Here is a 17,869-nt window from a genome sequence, read left to right as displayed (position 1 = left end):
CGAAGAGGTATTCCTTATTGCGTGCACTGGTGTGCCGGTACGTCCGCGCTGCGTCCGGCGCTAAAGCCGTTCAGCCCGATGGACAAACCGAAGTCCGTGCTTGGCGAAAGTGTAGTCGAAGTTGTAAAGCGGCGCGACACCGAAAAATCCACCGTCACGCATTCGTTTTGCCAGCCGACCTCAAGCCCTGTGCGGCTGGGGCTGTTTGAGATGACATCGTAGCGTGCGTTGAGGCCCGCAGACCATGTGGAATCGAACCGGTAATCGGCGTCGATGGTCCATTCGGACACTTTGTCGGATCGGCTTTCGAAGGTGTCGGCGGGCAGGAAGATATAGCTGGCCTCAAGGTCCAGTTTGCCACCTGACCAGCTGCCGCGCACTTCGGATTTGGTGACTTCGAATGCGTCATCAAGGATCAGGCGCGCGTCCAGGGCCAGCCCCATCGGAACGCGCAACTGGCCTGCCACGAGCCAATCAGATGTGGCTTGCGCCAGCCCGGAACTGCGCGAGAAATTGGCCGCCCCGGTGTCGCGGAACACGCGGCCCATGGTCATGGTGCTGTCCCATCCGCCGTTGCCTCTGCGTGTCCATGTCAGGCCCGCAGCCCCGCGCAGCCCTGTTTCAACCGCATCCTCCCCTGCAAAGCGCGACAGCGCAAACAGGTTGGCCTGATCAAATTCGGTGGCGGTGCTGTCTTCATTGACAACAGCATCGCCATTGACGGCAGACCAGGCCAGCTGCACCGTCGGTTCAAGAACATGCACCGCGCCGCTTGTGCGCCGCACCAACGGATAGCGCAGCGTGGTTTGGGCAAAGCCGGTGCTGCGCAGGGTATCGCCGGTCACGGTGTCGTCGGCCACGTTGTAAAAATCGATGTCGAAGCCGAGGCTCGCATCCGCGACGAGGCCGAAGTCTGTGACCAGATCGCGCCGGTAGGCGGTGCCAAAGCCCAGCCGCGCCACATCACGCCCGCCCAGATCGGTGGCGGTCGCCTGCGCCGTTGTTTCGCGGTAGTGCGCTTGAAAGTCCGAGGTGAAGGTAAAGGTGCCGCCCCAACGGGGTGTCACGCGCCGTTCCCATTGGGCGTCGGCCAGCAGGGGCGGCAACGTCTCGGAGGGTTCCCCGTCGCGCAGGGACGAAAAATAGGTGAGGGAGCCGCGGAACATGTCGCGGTCGCGGACCCGTTCGACAGAGATTTCACTGTCGAGTCGGTCCTTGTCGGAATAGTCGTATTCCAGCAGGTAATCATCGTCTGAGGTATATTCGACGTCAAACCGCAGGATCACATCGCGGCCCAGATCAAAAATGCCGTCCGCAAACAGATAGGCGCGGGTGTTGTCGGTCAGGTCATCGCGTGTGACGGCCCCTTCGATCGCCAGATTACCGCGCAAAAACGCCTGTCTGTAGGCGGCTTCAAGCGTGGTGGTCGAGGTCGACAGATAGGGCGTCAGCGTCAGGTCACGGTGGTCGCCCAGCCGGATGAAATACGGCAGTTTGATCCCCGTCCCAAGGTTATCCGTGGTGCGCAGGCGCGGGATCAAAAGGCCCGTGGCGCGGGTCAACGTGGGATCGGGCAGGCGCATTTGCGGAATGTAGAAAATCGGCACACCTGCCACACGAAAGGTGGCGTCATCAAAATAAAGCTGACGTTCCTCTTGGTCATGGACGACGCGGCGGGCGCGGATTTCCCACAGCGGCGTTTCACCGGTGGCGCAGATGTGGCACGACGTGGCGGCCACTTGGTAAAGTTGCGTGTACCGCCCGCCCACACGGTCGATCTGGTTGGCCGCCAGTTGCAGCTGTTGGTTCAGCACCAGCCGCGCGCCTTGCAGGATGCCGTTTTCCAGCCGTGGATCAAGCGACGCCTGATCGGCGTTCAGGATCGTTCCATCGGGTGTGACGATAAAAATGGGCCCGTCGATGGTCAGCCGGTCGGCGGTTTGATCAAAGGTGATCCGCCGCGCGCTGAGCCGCGTGCCGTCAAAGAACACCTCAACATTGCCATCGGCCACGAGGGTCTGGCCCCCTGCGGGAATGAACACACTGTCGGCCACAAGCGTAGCGGCGGACTGGGCGGCCACCCCGGTGGGGGCCTTCAGGGCGAAAAGGCCCAGCAAAAGTGCCAGCAGCAGACGCAGATGCATCAGCCGTCCTCCGTGTGCAACAGCAGGCCCAAGGCTGCCCCGATGGCGGCGATGGGCGGGGCCCAGGCCGCCAGAATGGGGGGGATTTGCCCGTTCTCTCCTAAGATTTGCGCGAAGTTGCGCAAAAAGAACAGGGCAAAACAAATGAGCACGGCTGTAAGGACCATGACGCCCGTGCGTCCGCCCCGTTGGTGGCGCATGGTAAAGGCCGACCCGATCAGCACCATCGCCAGCAAAAACAGGGGCAGCGCCAGTTCCATGTGCATCCAGACGGCGTGGCGGGTGGCGGAAAACCCCGCGACCTCCAGCCGATCGATAAAGGCGGGCAGTTCCCAGATCGGGATAGAGGAGGGCGCGCCGAAGCTGTCGCGGATCTCATCCGCTGTCAGGGTTGAGGGGATGCGCAATTCGGCGTGGGTGGTGGCCCATTGTTCGGCCACGCGGGCGCGGTCCAGCGGCCAGACTTTGGCGTCGATCAGTGTCCATGCGCCGGGGGTCAGGGTGGCGGTTGCGGCCTCGATCCGGCGGGTGGGGCCGCCGGTGGGGGTGAATGTCAGGAAGGTGACGTCCTGCAGTTCGGTGCCGTCCAGATTTGTGCGCGCGGCGCGAATGACCGTTTGGCTGGTGTCGCTGCCCTGACGCAGCCACAGCCCGCCAGACGAAATGGACAGCACCGACGGGCCGCCGGATTTCAGCGCCGCTTCGCGCGCTTCGAATTCTTTGGATGTGGCGGCGACCAGTGGGTTGAACACGGCCACGGCCACAGCCCCGATCAACAAGGTCACGATGATGGGCGCGATCAGCGCCTTGAGCGCAGAGCGCCCCGCCGCCCGCGTCACGACCATTTCAGAGGACCGCGCGAGGCCCAGAAACATGGCAATCGTTGCCAGCACCATGATCAGGGGCATAATGCCATACAGCCCGTCGGGCAGGTTCAGCAGGCTGAGCTGCAAGACCTCTGCGAAGGAGGCATCGCCGCCAAAGCGCCGCAGCTGTTCGACCAGATCAATCAGCAACATCAGCAGAAAGAACCCGCCGAAGGTTGCGGCAAAGGTGATGGCGAACCGGCGGGCGAAGTAACGGTGCAGGATCATGGGGTGATCCCGCGCGGTTTGCGTTTGAAGAAATAGGGGCGGGCGGCGATGTGCAGCAACAGTCCCGAGATGGCGATGCCGCCGACGCCGGCCAGATACACGAACGGCCACAAGGTTTGCGGATTGCCCCGCGCAATGCTGGCGCCTGTGCTTTCAAGGATTTTCAGCACCACCACAAGGCCGACGGCAAACATGATCGACCGCCAGAGGCCAAAGCGGCTGAACCCACCGGCGACCAGGGCCGAAAAGCCCACAAGGCCTGCGACAAACCCCAAGGCGGTCTGCGCAAAACGGTCATGGCCGCGCAGACGCAAGGCGTCGGCCTCTGCGCCGGTTTCTTCCAGAATGGCGGGGGTGGGGTTCAACAGCTCCCACGTCCACAGGCCGCTGGCTGACCGGGCTCGGGCGTTGTCTTCGGACATCAGGGTGCTGACGTCATAGGCGAAATCCTCAAACCCTGTGGTGGCGAGACGGTTGGTGGCCACGTCATAGGTTTGGCTCAACCCGTCCACCATCACCAGCTGTGGGCCGTTGTCGGTGCGGATCAGATAAGCGCGCGACGCGGTGTAGGTGACACGGCGGGCGGGATCTGTGGCCTCGGAGATGAAGATATCCAGCATCTCGCCGTTCGAGCTGATGTCGCGGATGTAGAAGGTCACCCCGTCTGAGGGCGTCAGGAACTGCCCCGGCGTCAGCAATCGCGCCGTGAGGTTTTGGGAGATCTCCTCTTGTCGTTCGCTGAGTTGGGTCGTGGACAGGGGCACAAGGACATGCACCAGCGCGGACAGCAAAAGGGCAACGATGGCGCCGAAGTAGATCACCGGGCGGGCGAGGCGCGCGGGCGAATAGCCGGTGGCCTGCACGACCGTCAGCTCTGATTCCTGGCTCATGCGGTTGGTGACGTAAACGGCCGCCACAAAGGCCGAGAGCGGCAGAACGATGCGGATGATGGAGGGCAGCGACAGCGACGTCAGTTCCAAAAACACCCATGCCGATTGGCCGTCCGCGATCAGTTGGTCAAACAAGCGCACAGCGCGGTTGATCCAATAGATCAGCACAAGGATCAGAGAGAAAAAGCCAAACAGGATCAGCAATTGCGACAGCATATAGCGGTCAAAACGTGCCACTGATCCTACCCCTCGCGTTGTGGCCCGTAAAGTCGGGCGCTCATTGACGTCAATGTTATCCCATTTGCCGTCCCAACCCAAGTGCTGTCTGGTCAAGGGGCGGGAGGCAGGCTAGCTATTGCTCAAGCAGATGAAATTCACATGAAAACACAGGTGTCTTATGACCGAATTGTCCAGCCCTTTGCCGACTGTCACGATCCACGAAACCGACCTTGCTGTGCTGGCCGACCGGACCGGTGCCATCGTGGTGTTCGCCACGCCGGACGGCAAGCTGGATCAGGGGACGCGCAAGGTCAGCACGCTGACGAAAAAGTCCCTTGTGCGGGTTGTCGAAAGCGAGGCGTTCGAGAAGGCCAAAGAGGGTGAGGCCCTGACCATGGCCTATCCGGTGGGCATTGCGGCCTCCAAGGTCATTCTGATCAAGATGGGTCGCCGCCCATCGGTTGAGGTGGCCCGCAAAGCCGGTGCCGCCATTGCCAAGTCGCGCGGCACCGATGATGTGTTGATCCTGGGCGGCAGCATCGGGCGGATGGCAGACGTGGCCTATGGCTGTGCGTTGCGCGGCTATACGTTTACCGCGCACAAGACGGCAGATGCAGACCCTGTGGGGGCGATTGACGTGATGGCCAATCAGCCCGATGAGGTGCGCGCGGCGGCCGATGTGATGATGGCCGTGGCGGAAGGCGTGGTCTTCACCCGCGATCTGACCAATGAGCCCGCCAACCACCTGACCACCACGGAATTCGCCAATCGTCTCAAGGAGATGGAGGCGATTGGCCTGACGGTTGAGGTGCTGGAGGAAGACAAGCTGGAAGAGCTTGGCATGGGGTCGCTGTTGTGTGTGGGCCTTGGGTCTGCGTCCCCGTCCAAGGTGGTGGTGATGCAGTGGAATGGCGGCGGCGATGAGGCCCCGTTTGCCTTGGTCGGCAAGGGCGTTGTCTTTGACACGGGCGGCATTTCGCTGAAACCTGCGGGCGGCATGGAAGATATGACCATGGATATGGGTGGCGCGGGCGTGGTGTCTGGCGTGATGAAAACGCTGGCGTTGCGCAAGGCCCGCGCCAACGTCGTGGGGCTTGTGGGGTTGGTGGAAAACATGCCCAGCGACCGCGCCACGCGGCCCGGCGATGTGGTGACCTCCATGAAAGGGGACACGATTGAGGTGATCAACACCGACGCCGAGGGACGTTTGGTGCTGGCCGATGTGCTGTGGTACGCGCAAGAGCGGTTCAAGCCCACGGGCGTGATCAACCTGGCGACCCTGACGGGGGCCATCATCATTGGCTTGGGCCATGAGAACGCAGGCGTGTTTTCCAATGATGACGCGCTGTGCAACCGGTTCCTGAAGGCGGCGGCGTCCGAACATGAAGGCGCGTGGCGCATGCCCATGGGCGCGGCTTATGATGCCAAGCTGAAGTCGCGGATTGCGGATATGAAGAACGTGGGCGGGCGCGATGCGGGATCCATCACGGCGGCGCAGTTCCTGCAACGGTTCATCAAAGAGGGCACGCCGTGGATCCATCTGGATATTGCCGGTGTCGCGTCCGTCAAGGCGGAGACAGCGCTGGCGCCTGCGGGGGCCACGGGCTGGGGTGTTATGGCGCTGAACCGATTGATTGCGGATGATTATGAAACGTGACGCTTATCCAGTCTTGCCGGCCGTCTGCGCGAAAGGCTAGCAGATGGGGGCGGTTTACTTTTATCACCTGACCCAAGCCAGCGTCGCGCAGACCTTGGCCATGTTGCTGGACAAATCGCGCCAGGCGGGCTGGGTGATTGAGGTGCGTGGGACGGATCCGGCCGCAATGGCGCGGTTGGATCAGGCGTTGTGGGCAGGCCCGCCGGAGGGGTTTTTGCCCCACGGTCTGGCGGGCGGTGATCACGACGCGGATCAGCCGATTTTATTGACGACGGGGCAGGGGGCGGCCAATGCGCCGACCTGTGTGATGTCTGTGGATGGGGCCGATGTGACGCCGGATGAAGTTCGGGCGTCTGAACGGGCCTGTGTGATTTTTGACGGGCACGACGGGGATGCTGTGGCGCGCGCGCGGGTGCAGTGGAAGGCGCTGACCGATGCGGGCTGCAAGGCCCAATACTGGAGCCAGGAAAGTGGACGCTGGGAGATGAAGGCGGAACGCTAAAATTATATAATTTTAGCCGCCGATCCCGAAACCGCGCAAACCATCCAGGACGAATTGCACCGACAGGGCTGCCAAAAGCATGCCCAGCAGTCGTGTGACCACGGTGATGCCTGTTTTGCCCAGCAGACGTTCCAACTGGCTGGCGATCAGAAACATCAAGAACACCAGGGCCAGAACGGCCGCGAGGACAGCCATGACCGAAGCATAGCCTGCGGCATCTTCGGTTTGGCCGATCAGCAGAATGACCGTCGCAATGGCACCGGGCCCTGCAATCAGGGGGATGGCGAGGGGGAAGACGGACGGGTCATCGTCGGGCTCGTCATCGTCATCCGTGGCCTGATCCTCGCGCCGTTTTTGGCGGCGTTCGAAGAGCATATCGAGGGCGGTCAGGAACAGCAGGATGCCGCCCGCAATACGGAACGCGGGCATGGAGATGCCAATGAAGTTGAGGATGCCTTCGCCGAAGATCGAAAACACCAGCAACACGCCCACGGCCACGGCTGTCGCGCGGACTGCGATCCGGCGACGTTTTTCCGGTGACATGCCTGCGGTCAGCGCCACGAACAAGGGCGCAAGGCCGATGGGGTCGATGACCACAAACAGGGCGACGAAGGCGGTGATGAGGAAGTTTGGATCCATGGAGGGGGCTTCTTGAGGTCAGACGTGGATGTGCATATTTTTGAAACAGCGAAACGGGGGGCAGGACTGCGCCCTCCTCGGCTGGCTGTCAGGGCGAGTCCGCTTTTTCGAGTTTTTCGAGGGCGGCCATCCAGAGGCTTTCGGCTTTTTCCATCGCCTCGCGGACTTCGGCGTATTTGCGGTTCCAGGTTTCGAGCTCTCCCACGCGGTTGTCTTCATAGAGCGCGGGGTCGGCCAGCTTTTTGCTAAGCTTGTCGGCCATGTCGTTGATTTTATTGACGCGGTCTTCGCATTTGCGGACCTCGGCCTTCAGCGCGAGGCGTTGGTCGCGGGTGATTTTGGGTTTTTCGGGTTTGGGTTTTGCGGCCTTGGTTTTGTCCTGTTTGCGGGTGTCGGGCGTCAGGAGCATGCGGCGGTAGGCCTGCAAGTCGTCATCGTAGGGTTTGACGCGGCCGTCTTTCACAAGCCAGAGCCTGTCGGCCACGAGGCTCAGGAGGTGCATGTCGTGGGAGACGAGGATCACGGCGCCGGAATAGCGGGTCAATGCCTCGACCAGGGCCTCACGGGATTCGATGTCGAGGTGGTTTGTCGGTTCATCGAGGATCAAAAGGTGCGGCGCGTCGAGGGTGGCCAGTAGCAGAGACAGGCGCGCTTTTTGGCCGCCGGAGAGACGGCCCACAGGGGTTTCGGCCTGATCGACGCCGAGGCCGAAGCCCGCCAGTCGCGCGCGCAGTTTAGGGCCGCCCTCATGGGCGCGTTCGCGGAAGAGATGGTCAAGTGGGGTTTCGTCCACGCGCAGCTCATCCACCTGATGCTGGGCGAAAAACCCGATGCGCAGTTTGGACGACGCGGCGAATTTTCCGCCCTTTTTGTCCAGACGGCCCGACAGCAGCTTGGAGAGTGTTGATTTGCCTTCGCCGTTGCGCCCCAGCAGGGCGATGCGGTCGTCCTGATCAATGCGCAGATCGAGTTTATCGAGAACAATCGTGTCATCATAGCCCACCGCGACGCCTTCGGTGGCGATGATCGGCGGGCTGAGTTCTTCGGGTTTGGGAAAGGTGAAGACGGTCCGCGCGGCGTCTTCTGGCGCGCGAATGGTTTCCATTTTCTCGAGCATTTTCACACGCGATTGTGCCTGTTTGGCCTTTGAGGCCTTGGCCTTAAAGCGGGTGACGAAGGCCTCAAGGTGGGCGCGTTTGGCCTCTTGCTTTTTGGCGGCGGCGGTCAGCAGAGCGCGTTTTTCGGCCCGCTGTTTGACGAAGAAATCGTAGTTGCCGGTGTAATAGGTCAACGTTTTGTCTTCGAGATGCAGAATGCCGCCCACCGAGCGGTTGAGCAGTTCGCGGTCGTGGCTGACGATCAGCACGGTGTGTGGATATTTGACGAGATACGCCTCAAGCCAGAGGGCGCCTTCGAGGTCGAGGTAGTTTGTCGGCTCGTCCAGCAGCAGCAGGTCAGGCTCAGAAAACAGGACCGCGGCCAATGCCACGCGCATCCGCCAGCCGCCTGAGAACGCAGAGCAGGGCTGTAGCTGTTCGTCGGCGGTAAATCCGAGCCCCTTGAGGATGGCGGAGGCGCGGGCCTCAGCCGACCAAGCGTCGATATCGGCAAGGCGGGTCTGGATGTCGGCGATGCGGCCCGGATCGGTGGCGGTTTCTGCCTCGGCCAGAAGGGCCACGCGTTCGGTGTCGGCGGCCAGAACCGTGTCGATCAGGGAGACTTCGTTGCCCGGCACCTCTTGGCTGACGCCACCGATTTTCCAACCCTTGGGCAGGGAAATGTCGCCGGTATCGAGCACCATTTCACCGCGGATGATGCGAAAGAGCGTGGTTTTGCCGGTGCCGTTGCGGCCCACGAGGCCCACTTTGTGACCTGTCGGGATGACGACCGAGGTGTTTTCCAGCAGCGTGCGGCCTTCGACGGAATAGGTGATGTCTGAGATGCGTAACATGAGGGGGCAGTGCCACGGGGCGGGGGCGGGGTCAATGTGTGGTGGGGCGGGGTCGATGCGGGGTAGGGCGGGGTCGATGCGTGGTAGAGCGGGGTCGTCCCTATGAAAATCAGCACTGCGGGGCGTTGGTATCCTTTGGGCGCGCGTTGGGCGCACGCAGGTTCATCATTTACATTCTTGCTCAAATTCTTTTCGCGCGTAAAGTAAGCGGTGGCGGCTTTGCTTATTTTCGTTACGCCGACGCGTGGAAAGATGGACTATGACGACCTCAAAAATCAAAAACATGGTCGACTTTGCGGCGGTCAGTGGCATCTCTCGTCCGACCTTGTCGAAGTATTTCAATGACGCTGAGAGTGTTCGGCCCTCTACGCGCAGCAAGATCGAGGCGGCGCTGGAGCAGCACGATTACCGGCCCAACATCTATGCCATCAACCAAAACCGGCGGCGCACGCGCAATATCGGTCTGGTTGTGCCAAACCTGACAGACCCGTTTTTTGCGGCCATTGCGCGCACGATTGAGGGGCTGATCCTTGAGGCGGGCTACAATCCGCTGTTGCTGAGTTCGCATGGCGGGCCGGAGCAGGAGATTTCCAATCTGGACAGTTTGCGGTCGATCAAACCGGCGGGCGTTTTGCTGGCGCCCTTGGGGCGCGCGTCCAATGCGGATGCGGTCGCGGCCTTTGCGGAGGAAATCCCGACGGTTCTGTTTGACGCAAACCTTGAGGGGGTGGAGGCGGCGTTCTTCGGGTCAGACAACACCCAAAGTATCGGCTTGATTGTGGATTACCTGTGCCGAACCGGGGAGCCGCCGGTGTTTTTCGAAATGGAAACACCGATCAACCCGAACGCGCTGCGCCGCAGACATGCCTATCAGACGTCGATGGAGCGGCTGGGGTTTGAGCCTGCGTTTGTCCGCGTTCCGGGGGAGGGATGGGATTTCGAGGAGATCGGGTCTCGTGAGGGGGCGAAGATGCTGGCGTCCAAGACGCGGCAGACCAATACGATCCTGTGTTCCAATGATCGATTGGCCATTGGTTTGTTGTCTGCGGCGTTTGAAGCGGACATTAAGGTGGGTCTGGGCGCGGATAGCCCGTTGCGGATTGCGGGGCATGATGATCATCCCTTTGCGAAATACACCTGCCCGAGCCTGACGACGATTTCGCAGGACTACACATCGATTGGTGCGCGCAGCGTGGCCGCGATTCTTGCGATGGCGGATGCGCCTGATGACAACCTGCCGCCAGAAAATGCCCTGTTTGAGGGGCGTTTGGTGATGCGCGGATCTGCCTAAGAATCTGATTCTATATAGTTTTTAATAAAAACTTTACGCGTGAAAACTTTTTGTTGACGCCGCGTACAAACTGCCACTACCGTTAGACATCATCCAATCTAGGGAGGAACAGGATGTCGCTTAAGAAAGCACTTGTTGGCGCAACAGCGCTGACGCTCGCCTCGACCCTTGGCGCACAGGCCGACGGTCACACAGAACTCACCATTGCTATCGTGAACAACGGTCACATGATCAACATGCAGACCGTGGCCGAAGCCTACACCGAAGAAACCGGCGTTGCCCTGAACTGGGTTGCACTGGAAGAAGGCGTTCTGCGTGAGCAGGTCACGTCCGACACAGCCACCGGTGGCGGTCAGTACGACATCATCAACATCGGCATGCAGGAAGCCCCAATCTGGGGTCAGGCAGGCTGGATCGAAGCACTGGAATTCGGTGCTGACTATGACGTCGACGACATGCTGCCAGCGATCCGCAACGGTCTGTCCGCTGACGGCACGCTTTATGCTGCACCGTTCTACGGCGAATCTTCGATGGTCATGTACCGCAAGGACCTGACAGACGCCGCTGGTGTCACCATTGCTGACAACGACAGCTGGGACAACATCCGCGCTGCCGCTGAAGCCATCCATGACCCCGACAACGGCGTCTATGGTGTTTGCCTGCGCGGCAAGCCAGGCTGGGGCGACAACATGGCGTTCATCACAACTGTTGTGAACTCCTTTGGTGGCGCATGGTTTGACGCAGACCTGAAGCCGACGCTGGACAGCGACGAGTGGAATGCTGCGATCAACTTCTACGTTGACCTGCTGGGCACATATGGCCCTCCCGGATCCGAAGGCAACTCCTTCAACGAGATCCTGGCGCTGTACAACGAAGGCAAGTGCGGCATGTGGATCGACGCGACAATCGCTGCGTCCTTCCTGGAAGTAGACGGTGTTGCTTACGCACAGTCGCCAAACGCTGGTAACCCAGTGGGCGCGAACTGGCTGTGGGCATGGGCCATGGCAATTCCTGCCGGTTCCCCAAATGCCGAAGCTGCTGCTGACTTCATCGAGTGGGCAACATCCAAAGAGTACATCCAGGCTGTGGGCAACCACCCTGAGTTCGGTTGGGGCTCCGTTCCAACAGGCACACGTACATCCACCTACGCGATCCCTGAGTTCCAGGAAGCTGCTGCATTCGCTGACGCCGAGCTGGCCGCCATCGAATCCGCTGCACCAGAAGCAACAGATCTGAAGCCATACGTTGGCGTTCAGTTCGCTGCTATCCCTGAGTTCCCAGAAGTGGGTTCCGCAGTTGCACAGGAAATGGCTGCTGCCCTGTCCGGTGCCAAGTCTGTTGAAGACGCACTGGCCGACGCACAGGCTGCTGCTGAAGCAATCATGACCGAGGCTGGCTACTAAGCCCCTCTCGGACACGCCCGGTGACATCACCGGGCGTGTCCATCCTGCGCCCCCCCTGCGCTTAAACGGGTCCGAAATTTTACAATATTCACGTCACGCGACACAGGGCATAACGGCAAAACCGTTTCGCCATGAGGGATAAAGCTATGTCAAATCGACGCCTTCCACGTTTGCTTCAGACCCCGGCAGTGATCTTGCTTTTGATCTGGATGCTCGTCCCGCTCAGCATGACGCTGTATTTCTCGTTCATCCGCTATGTGCTGAACTCTCTGAGCCGTCCGGAATGGACATCACCGTCCCTGAGCAACTGGCGCGGTTTCGGGAATTACAACTTTGTTCTCAATAACAAAGACTTCCTTCTGGCCATCCAGAACAGCCTGGTGATTGTCTGTTCGATCCTGTTTTTGACGGTGATCTTTGGTATTCTGATTGCCGTGCTGATCAACAAGGCCTTTCCGGGCCGCGGGATCGTCCGTGTGCTGTTGATCTCGCCCTTCTTTGTGATGCCCGCTGTGAATGCGGTGCTGTGGATCAACATGATCCTTGATCCGGTGCTGGGCCTTCAGGGCATCGCGGTGGAAAGCATCAACGACGTGATTGACGGGCTGCGCACAGCGCCCGTGGTGGGGGGCTTTTTCAACCTTTGGCCCCAGATTGAGCCGATTTCGTTCCGTGCCACCCAGACGTCTGCCATTGCGGTTATCATTATGGTGACATGGCAGTGGACGCCCTTCGCGGTGCTGATTTTCATGACGTCGCTGCAGTCCGAGGACCAGCAGCAGAAAGAAGCGGCCATTCTGGATGGCGCAAGCACCTGGTCCATGTTCCGCTTTCTGACGTTGCCGCATCTGGGCCGACCGATTGCGATTGTGGTGATGATCCAGGCGATCTTTCATCTGTCGCTTTATGCTGAAATCGAGATCGTCAGCCGCGGCAATGGCAACAAGAACTTGCCCTATCTGATCGGTGAATTCGCAAACAACAACATTGGCGCGGCTTCGGCCACAGGTATCTTCGCCGTCATCCTCGCCAACATCGTCGCCATCTTCCTTTTGCGGATGGTCGGCAAGACATTGATGGAGTAGGAGGAGTGTCCCCCATGATCCAGACAACACCAGTTTCAGTCAAATCTTCGCAGAGCCAAGGATTTGACGTGCAGACAGGGTGGCCCCCTTTCAAACGGCAAAGACGCGGGATCTGCGAAGACTTGCGAAACCCCTACGGGGCGCGGCGAAAAGCGTCTCTGCCGTCGTCCTTCGCGCCTTGCGATCAACCAGAACGCGGCGCCTCGAACTCCTCGTCAGAAACGCTTTTCGACACGCGCTGGTGCTGTCTGAATCATGGGGGACACTCCTAATGGCTATCGTTGCACAATCTACCCGCCGGGGCCGAATTTCACGGGCGACCTTCGCCTGGATCGTCGGGCTGCTGTTCTTCTTCCCAATCTTCTGGATGGTTCTGACCAGCTTTAAGACGGACGCGGACGCGGTGAAGCCGGAACATCTGTTTTTCTTCACCCCGACGTTGGAAAACTACCTCAATATGACGGAGAATTATGACTACTGGCGCTTTGCCCAGAACTCCATCATCACGGCTGTTTTCGCCACGATCTTCGCCCTCGCCGTGGGGATCCCCTGCGCCTACGCCATGGCGTTCAACCCCGCGCGCGGCACCAAGGATATTTTGATGTGGATGCTGTCCACCAAGATGTTGCCCGCCGCTGCGGTGCTCTATCCGATGACGTTTTTGACCAAGAGCCTTGGGCTGTTTGACACCAAGTTCCTGATCATCGTGGTTTTGATGCTGATCAACCTGCCCATCGTGATCTGGATGCTGTTCACCTACTTCAAAGAGATCCCCAAAGAGATCATCGAAGCGGGGCAGATGGACGGTGTGAACACCTGGGGTGAGGTCCGTGAGATCCTTATTCCGCTGGCCTGGGGCGGGATCGTCTCAACCGCGCTGCTGTGTTTCATCTTTTGCTGGAACGAAGCCTACTGGACCGTGCGACTGACAACCACCGATGCTGCGACCTTATCGAAGTTGATCGAAGGCAACCGCGCACCGGAAGGGCTTTTCTTTGGCCGATTATCGGCCGTCTCAACCGCCGCCGTGGGGCCCATCGTGGTTCTCGGTTGGTTCTGCCAGAAACAACTCGTCCAAGGCTTGACCTTCGGCGCCGTCAAATAGACCTCAAAGGAATAGAAGAATGGGAAGCATTGTTCTCGAACAAGTCACCAAGAGCTTTGGGGAAACGCAAGTGATCCCCCCTCTGGACCTCACCATCGAAGACGGCGAATTTGCGGTCTTTGTCGGCCCGTCGGGCTGCGGTAAATCCACCCTTCTGCGATTGATCGCAGGGCTGGAGGACACCACATCGGGCCGCGTCCTGATCGACGGCGCAGACATGACCGAGGTGTCGCCGTCAAAACGGGGCCTGTCGATGGTCTTTCAAACCTACGCGCTGTACCCCCACATGACCGTGCGCAAGAACATCGCCTTCCCCATGCGGATGGCAGGGATGAGCGAGGCGGAGCAGGAAAAGCGGATCATGGCCGCCGCCGAAAGCCTGAACCTGACGGATTATCTGGACCGCAAGCCCGGACAACTGTCAGGGGGGCAACGTCAGCGTGTGGCCATTGGCCGTGCGATTGTCCGCGACCCGTCGGCGTTTCTGTTCGATGAGCCGCTGTCCAACCTCGACGCCGCCCTGCGGGTGGGCATGCGGATCGAGATCACAGAGATGCATGCGCGGATGAAAACGACCATGATCTACGTGACCCACGATCAGGTTGAGGCGATGACCATGGCCGACAAAATTGTCGTGCTGCAGGCGGGTGTGATCGAACAGGTCGGCTCTCCGCTGGATCTGTATCACACGCCGCGCAACCTGTTTGTGGCGGGCTTCATCGGCTCCCCCAAGATGAACTTTATCGAAGGTCCAGAGGCCGATCAGCGGGGGGCCACGACCGTCGGCATCCGTCCCGAGCACATCGATGTGGTCGAAGGGCCGGGTGAGGGCATCTGGAGCGGGACCGTCGGCGTGGCCGAGCATCTGGGCTCTGACACGTTCTTCCACATCCATGAAACCGGTCTGGCGGAGACGATGACGGTTCGGGCCGTTGGCAATGTGGCGTTGCGCCATGGGGACGCCATCCATCTGCGGCCGCGTGAGGCCGAAATGCACCGCTTTGATGCAGAGGGGCTGCGGATGTCATGACACGTTTGGCCGGCAAGACAGCCCTGATCACCGGTGCCGCCCGCGGCATCGGGCGCGCCTTTGCTGCCCGCTATGTGGCGGAAGGCGCGCGGGTGGTCATTGCCGACCTTGATGTGGACCGTGCGGCGCAAACCGCAGCTGACATCGACACAGATGCCTGTCTGGCCGTCAAAATGGATGTGGCGGACATCCAAAGCATCGAGGCCGCGATCGAGGCTGCGACGCTTGGTGGCTTTGGCCCCATCGACATTGTGATCAACAACGCTGCCGTGTTCACCGCCGCCCCGATCACTGAAATCGCCGAGGCAGACTATGCCCGGACTTTTGACATCAACGTCAAAGGCACCTTGTTCACGATGCAGGCTGCCGCGGGGCACATGATTGCAAACGGCACACGCGGCAAGATCATCAACATGGCCAGCCAGGCCGGACGCCGGGGCGAGCCTTTGGTGGCGGTTTATTGCGCCACCAAGGCGGCCGTCATCAGTCTGACGCAATCGGCGGGGCTGAACCTGATCGAACACGGCATCAACGTGAATGCCATTTCGCCCGGGGTGGTTGATGGCGAACATTGGGACGGCGTTGATGCCTTCTTTGCCAAATATGAGAACAAGTCCCCCGGCCAGAAAAAGGCCGAAGTGGGCGCGGCCGTCCCATTTGGGAGGATGGGGCTGGCCGAAGATTTGACGGGCATGGCCGTTTTCCTGGCCAGCGATGAGGCCGATTATATCGTCGCGCAAACCTACAACGTGGATGGTGGCCAATGGATGAGCTGATGACAAAACCGAAAACGCTGCCAACCCCTTTGGGCAATGCAACGCTTGACCAACTGCCCGCGCAGATCAAACGCCCCACCTATGACCGTGCCGCGCTGACGCCCGGTATTGTTCATGTGGGTTTGGGCAATTTTCACCGCGCCCATCAGGCGTGGTATCTGCACCGTCTGATGGAACAGGGGCTGGCCCATGATTGGGCGATCATCGGTGCGAGTGTCCGCGTTGAGGACGCAGATCAGCGCGACCGCCTGCTGGCGCAGGACTGCCTGACGACGTTGATTGAACTTGATCCGTCCGGCACCTCGGCTGAGGTCGTGGGATCAATGATTGACTATCTGCCGATTGAGGACGGCCACGGGCCATTGATCGGGCAAATGACCGATCCGGCCATTCGGATCGTGTCCCTGACCGTGACCGAAGGGGGGTATTTTCTTGATCCCGCCACGAAGAAATTCGACCCGTCCCACGCGGACATGCAGCATGACGCCGCGAACCTGAACAGCCCGCGCACTGTGTTCGGGGCCATGGTCGCCGCCCTCAAGGCGCGCCGCGCGGCGGGGGATGTGCCGTTCACGTGTCAAAGCTGCGACAACCTGCCGGGCAATGGCGCGATTTTGGCGGATGTTGTGATCGGTCTGGCCACACTGGCCGACCCTGATCTGGGCGATTGGGTCGCACAGGAAGTGATGTTCCCCAATTCCATGGTCGATTGCATCGTGCCCGCCACGGGGCCAAAAGAACGCGCTTTGGTAACGGATCTGGGCGTGAATGACCGCGCCCCCGTCACCCATGAGAACTTTCGCCAATGGGTGATGGAGGATCGTTTTTGCGCGGGCCGTCCCCCTTGGGAACAGGTCGATGTGACGCTGACGGATCAGGTGCATGCCTATGAGGCGATGAAACTGCGTCTGTTGAATGGCGGACATCAGATCATCGCGGCGCCCGCAGATCTTTTGGGGCTGGACACCATCGCAGAGGCCATGGCGACGCCCGCCATCGCCCAGTTCTTGCGCGTCGTGTCGCTGACCGAAATTGCGCCCCATGTGGATGTTGTGCCAGGCGTGCCGGCTGAGACCTATATTGATCTGGTCGCGGATCGGTTCCGCAACCGCGCGATCCATGACACGGTGCGCCGTGTGGCGTTTGACGGGTCTTCGCGCCACACCGGCGCTGTGATCCCCGTTATTCGCGACGCCATTGCTGCGGGCGCAGATCTGGAGGGGCTGGCCCTCAGTCAGGCGCTGTGGGCGAAAATGTGCGCCGGTACGCGCGAGGATGGCAGCGACATTGCGGCCAATGATCCGGTGTGGGACGATCTGCATGCGACCGCCATTCAGGCCCAATCCGACCCGCAGCTGTGGCTGGAACAGCGCCAGTTTTATGGTTCGATTGCGGATGACGACCGGTTCGCGCGGGCGTTTGCACAGGCCGTTGCCTCTCTCAATGAGGTTGGCGTCCTTCAGACGTTGGAGACATTCGCGCAAGGACATGGCCAAGCGTTGCATTAATAAGCCAATTGCGCCTGTTGTGGTGACGACAGAAAAGGGGGGCTGGCCCCACAATGGTGGCCGCGGCCCCGTCTTGTCCCAAAACGCCGCTTTTCAACGGCGGCACCCCATGTTAGCAGGCGCCAAATTCAACCAATGAGGTCTTATCATGGCTATTCAGCGTACGTTCTCCATCATCAAACCCGACGCCACCAAGCGCAACCTGACTGGCCAGATCGTGGCCAAGTTCGAAGAGGCCGGTCTGCGCATCGTCGCCTCCAAGCGCATCCAGCTGACGCTGGCACAGGCGCAGCAGTTCTACGGTGTGCACTCTGAGCGCCCGTTCTTTGATGAGCTGTGTGAGTTCATGATCTCCGAGCCGATCGTCGTGCAGGTTCTGGAAGGCGAAGACGCCATCGCAAAGAACCGTGAAGTGATGGGGGCCACGAACCCAGCCGACGCCGCTGACGGCACGATCCGCAAAGAATTCGCTCTGTCCATCGGCGAAAACTCCGTTCACGGGTCCGACGCGCCTGAGACGGCTGCGGAAGAAATCGCGTTCTTCTTCTCCGGTCTTGAGCTGGTCGGCTAAGCGC

General features: G+C 60.3%; 15 protein-coding genes. 10 read left to right on the top strand and 5 right to left on the bottom strand.

All coding sequences use genetic code 11. The features are described from left to right. Window positions 1–14 precede the first annotated feature (14 nt). From PSJ8397_RS02960 to lptF, 3 genes are read right to left on the bottom strand one after another with little or no spacing between them, the layout of a single operon-like run. Window positions 15–2,144, bottom strand: coding sequence for an LPS-assembly protein LptD (locus PSJ8397_RS02960; RefSeq protein ID WP_143515326.1), 2,130 nt, complete (start codon window positions 2,142–2,144; stop codon window positions 15–17). Then, a complete protein-coding gene (lptG, locus tag PSJ8397_RS02955; RefSeq protein ID WP_085863055.1) occupies window positions 2,144–3,238 on the bottom strand; it encodes an LPS export ABC transporter permease LptG in 1,095 nt (364 codons plus the stop codon). Before lptG ends, PSJ8397_RS02960 begins: the two co-directional genes overlap by 1 nt. Further along, the gene (gene lptF, locus PSJ8397_RS02950; RefSeq protein WP_085863054.1) at window positions 3,235–4,365 is read right to left on the bottom strand and encodes an LPS export ABC transporter permease LptF; all 1,131 of its coding nucleotides are present in this window, start codon (window positions 4,363–4,365) and stop codon (window positions 3,235–3,237) included. The genes lptG and lptF overlap by 4 nt, the downstream gene beginning before the upstream one ends. A 160-nt stretch (window positions 4,366–4,525) precedes the next feature. On the opposite strand from lptF, the gene PSJ8397_RS02945 reads away from it, so the two are divergent. Next, window positions 4,526–6,004 (top strand): leucyl aminopeptidase, encoded by a 1,479-nt coding sequence (locus PSJ8397_RS02945; RefSeq protein ID WP_085863053.1) that lies wholly within the window; start codon window positions 4,526–4,528, stop codon window positions 6,002–6,004. A 43-nt stretch (window positions 6,005–6,047) separates the two neighbouring features. Next, window positions 6,048–6,506: a DNA polymerase III subunit chi gene (locus PSJ8397_RS02940; RefSeq protein ID WP_085863052.1), complete on the top strand. Its 459-nt coding sequence runs from the start codon at window positions 6,048–6,050 to the stop codon at window positions 6,504–6,506. Between the two features lie 12 nt (window positions 6,507–6,518). Here PSJ8397_RS02940 and PSJ8397_RS02935 read toward each other — a convergent pair whose 3' ends face one another. After that, window positions 6,519–7,145, bottom strand: a complete 627-nt coding sequence (locus PSJ8397_RS02935) for a MarC family protein (RefSeq protein WP_085863051.1) — start codon at window positions 7,143–7,145, stop codon at window positions 6,519–6,521. An 88-nt stretch (window positions 7,146–7,233) separates the two neighbouring features. Beyond that, on the bottom strand, window positions 7,234–9,096 hold the full coding sequence (locus tag PSJ8397_RS02930) for an ABC-F family ATP-binding cassette domain-containing protein (RefSeq protein ID WP_085863050.1): 1,863 nt from the start codon (window positions 9,094–9,096) through the stop codon (window positions 7,234–7,236). Between the two features lie 259 nt (window positions 9,097–9,355). On the opposite strand from PSJ8397_RS02930, the gene PSJ8397_RS02925 reads away from it, so the two are divergent. The 8 genes from PSJ8397_RS02925 (at window position 9,356) to ndk (ending at window position 17,865) form a co-directional block, all read left to right on the top strand. Continuing rightward, window positions 9,356–10,387 carry a LacI family DNA-binding transcriptional regulator gene (locus tag PSJ8397_RS02925; protein WP_085863049.1) on the top strand — a complete coding sequence of 344 codons (1,032 nt, stop codon included), beginning with the start codon at window positions 9,356–9,358 and terminating at the stop codon, window positions 10,385–10,387. A 113-nt stretch (window positions 10,388–10,500) separates the two neighbouring features. Next, on the top strand, window positions 10,501–11,790 hold the full coding sequence (locus tag PSJ8397_RS02920) for an ABC transporter substrate-binding protein (protein WP_085863048.1): 1,290 nt from the start codon (window positions 10,501–10,503) through the stop codon (window positions 11,788–11,790). A gap of 146 nt (window positions 11,791–11,936) precedes the next feature. Continuing rightward, complete coding sequence (locus tag PSJ8397_RS02915) at window positions 11,937–12,875, top strand: carbohydrate ABC transporter permease (RefSeq protein ID WP_085863047.1); 939 nt, start codon at window positions 11,937–11,939, stop codon at window positions 12,873–12,875. 271 nt (window positions 12,876–13,146) lie between these two features. After that, window positions 13,147–13,980, top strand: coding sequence for a carbohydrate ABC transporter permease (locus tag PSJ8397_RS02910; RefSeq protein WP_085863046.1), 834 nt, complete (start codon window positions 13,147–13,149; stop codon window positions 13,978–13,980). A gap of 19 nt (window positions 13,981–13,999) precedes the next feature. Beyond that, entirely contained in the window at window positions 14,000–15,010 is a 1,011-nt protein-coding gene (locus PSJ8397_RS02905; RefSeq protein ID WP_085863045.1) for an ABC transporter ATP-binding protein, read from the top strand. Further along, a complete protein-coding gene (locus PSJ8397_RS02900) occupies window positions 15,007–15,786 on the top strand; it encodes an L-iditol 2-dehydrogenase (protein ID WP_085863044.1) in 780 nt (259 codons plus the stop codon). The genes PSJ8397_RS02905 and PSJ8397_RS02900 overlap by 4 nt, the downstream gene beginning before the upstream one ends. Further along, window positions 15,786–17,294 (top strand): mannitol dehydrogenase family protein, encoded by a 1,509-nt coding sequence (locus PSJ8397_RS02895; protein ID WP_235000549.1) that lies wholly within the window; start codon window positions 15,786–15,788, stop codon window positions 17,292–17,294. The genes PSJ8397_RS02900 and PSJ8397_RS02895 overlap by 1 nt, the downstream gene beginning before the upstream one ends. Before the next feature lie 148 nt (window positions 17,295–17,442). After that, the gene (gene ndk / locus PSJ8397_RS02890) at window positions 17,443–17,865 is read left to right on the top strand and encodes a nucleoside-diphosphate kinase (RefSeq protein ID WP_085863042.1); all 423 of its coding nucleotides are present in this window, start codon (window positions 17,443–17,445) and stop codon (window positions 17,863–17,865) included. The last annotated feature ends 4 nt before the right edge of the window (window positions 17,866–17,869 follow it).

The organism is Pseudooctadecabacter jejudonensis, assembly GCF_900172275.1.
In the GTDB taxonomy this organism is placed as follows: domain Bacteria; phylum Pseudomonadota; class Alphaproteobacteria; order Rhodobacterales; family Rhodobacteraceae; genus Octadecabacter; species Octadecabacter jejudonensis.
The sequence above is the reverse complement of the archived record's forward strand: the minus strand, read 5'-3'. Positions and strand labels throughout refer to the sequence as shown.

What these genes read in the sequence shown, in the direction of transcription:
- PSJ8397_RS02960 (WP_143515326.1), bottom strand. Translation starts at nt 2,144, where the DNA reads ATGCATCTGCGTCTGCTGCTGGCACTTTTGCTGGGCCTTTTCGCCCTG.
- PSJ8397_RS02935 (WP_085863051.1), bottom strand. Translation starts at nt 7,145, where the DNA reads ATGGATCCAAACTTCCTCATCACCGCCTTCGTCGCCCTGTTTGTGGTC.
- PSJ8397_RS02900 (WP_085863044.1), top strand. Translation starts at nt 15,007, where the DNA reads ATGACACGTTTGGCCGGCAAGACAGCCCTGATCACCGGTGCCGCCCGC.
- PSJ8397_RS02940 (WP_085863052.1), top strand. Translation starts at nt 6,048, where the DNA reads ATGGGGGCGGTTTACTTTTATCACCTGACCCAAGCCAGCGTCGCGCAG.
- PSJ8397_RS02920 (WP_085863048.1), top strand. Translation starts at nt 10,501, where the DNA reads ATGTCGCTTAAGAAAGCACTTGTTGGCGCAACAGCGCTGACGCTCGCC.
- PSJ8397_RS02915 (WP_085863047.1), top strand. Translation starts at nt 11,937, where the DNA reads ATGTCAAATCGACGCCTTCCACGTTTGCTTCAGACCCCGGCAGTGATC.
- PSJ8397_RS02910 (WP_085863046.1), top strand. Translation starts at nt 13,147, where the DNA reads ATGGCTATCGTTGCACAATCTACCCGCCGGGGCCGAATTTCACGGGCG.
- PSJ8397_RS02925 (WP_085863049.1), top strand. Translation starts at nt 9,356, where the DNA reads ATGACGACCTCAAAAATCAAAAACATGGTCGACTTTGCGGCGGTCAGT.
- PSJ8397_RS02905 (WP_085863045.1), top strand. Translation starts at nt 14,000, where the DNA reads ATGGGAAGCATTGTTCTCGAACAAGTCACCAAGAGCTTTGGGGAAACG.
- lptG (WP_085863055.1), bottom strand. Translation starts at nt 3,238, where the DNA reads ATGATCCTGCACCGTTACTTCGCCCGCCGGTTCGCCATCACCTTTGCC.
- PSJ8397_RS02930 (WP_085863050.1), bottom strand. Translation starts at nt 9,096, where the DNA reads ATGTTACGCATCTCAGACATCACCTATTCCGTCGAAGGCCGCACGCTG.
- ndk (WP_085863042.1), top strand. Translation starts at nt 17,443, where the DNA reads ATGGCTATTCAGCGTACGTTCTCCATCATCAAACCCGACGCCACCAAG.
- PSJ8397_RS02945 (WP_085863053.1), top strand. Translation starts at nt 4,526, where the DNA reads ATGACCGAATTGTCCAGCCCTTTGCCGACTGTCACGATCCACGAAACC.
- PSJ8397_RS02895 (WP_235000549.1), top strand. Translation starts at nt 15,786, where the DNA reads ATGACAAAACCGAAAACGCTGCCAACCCCTTTGGGCAATGCAACGCTT.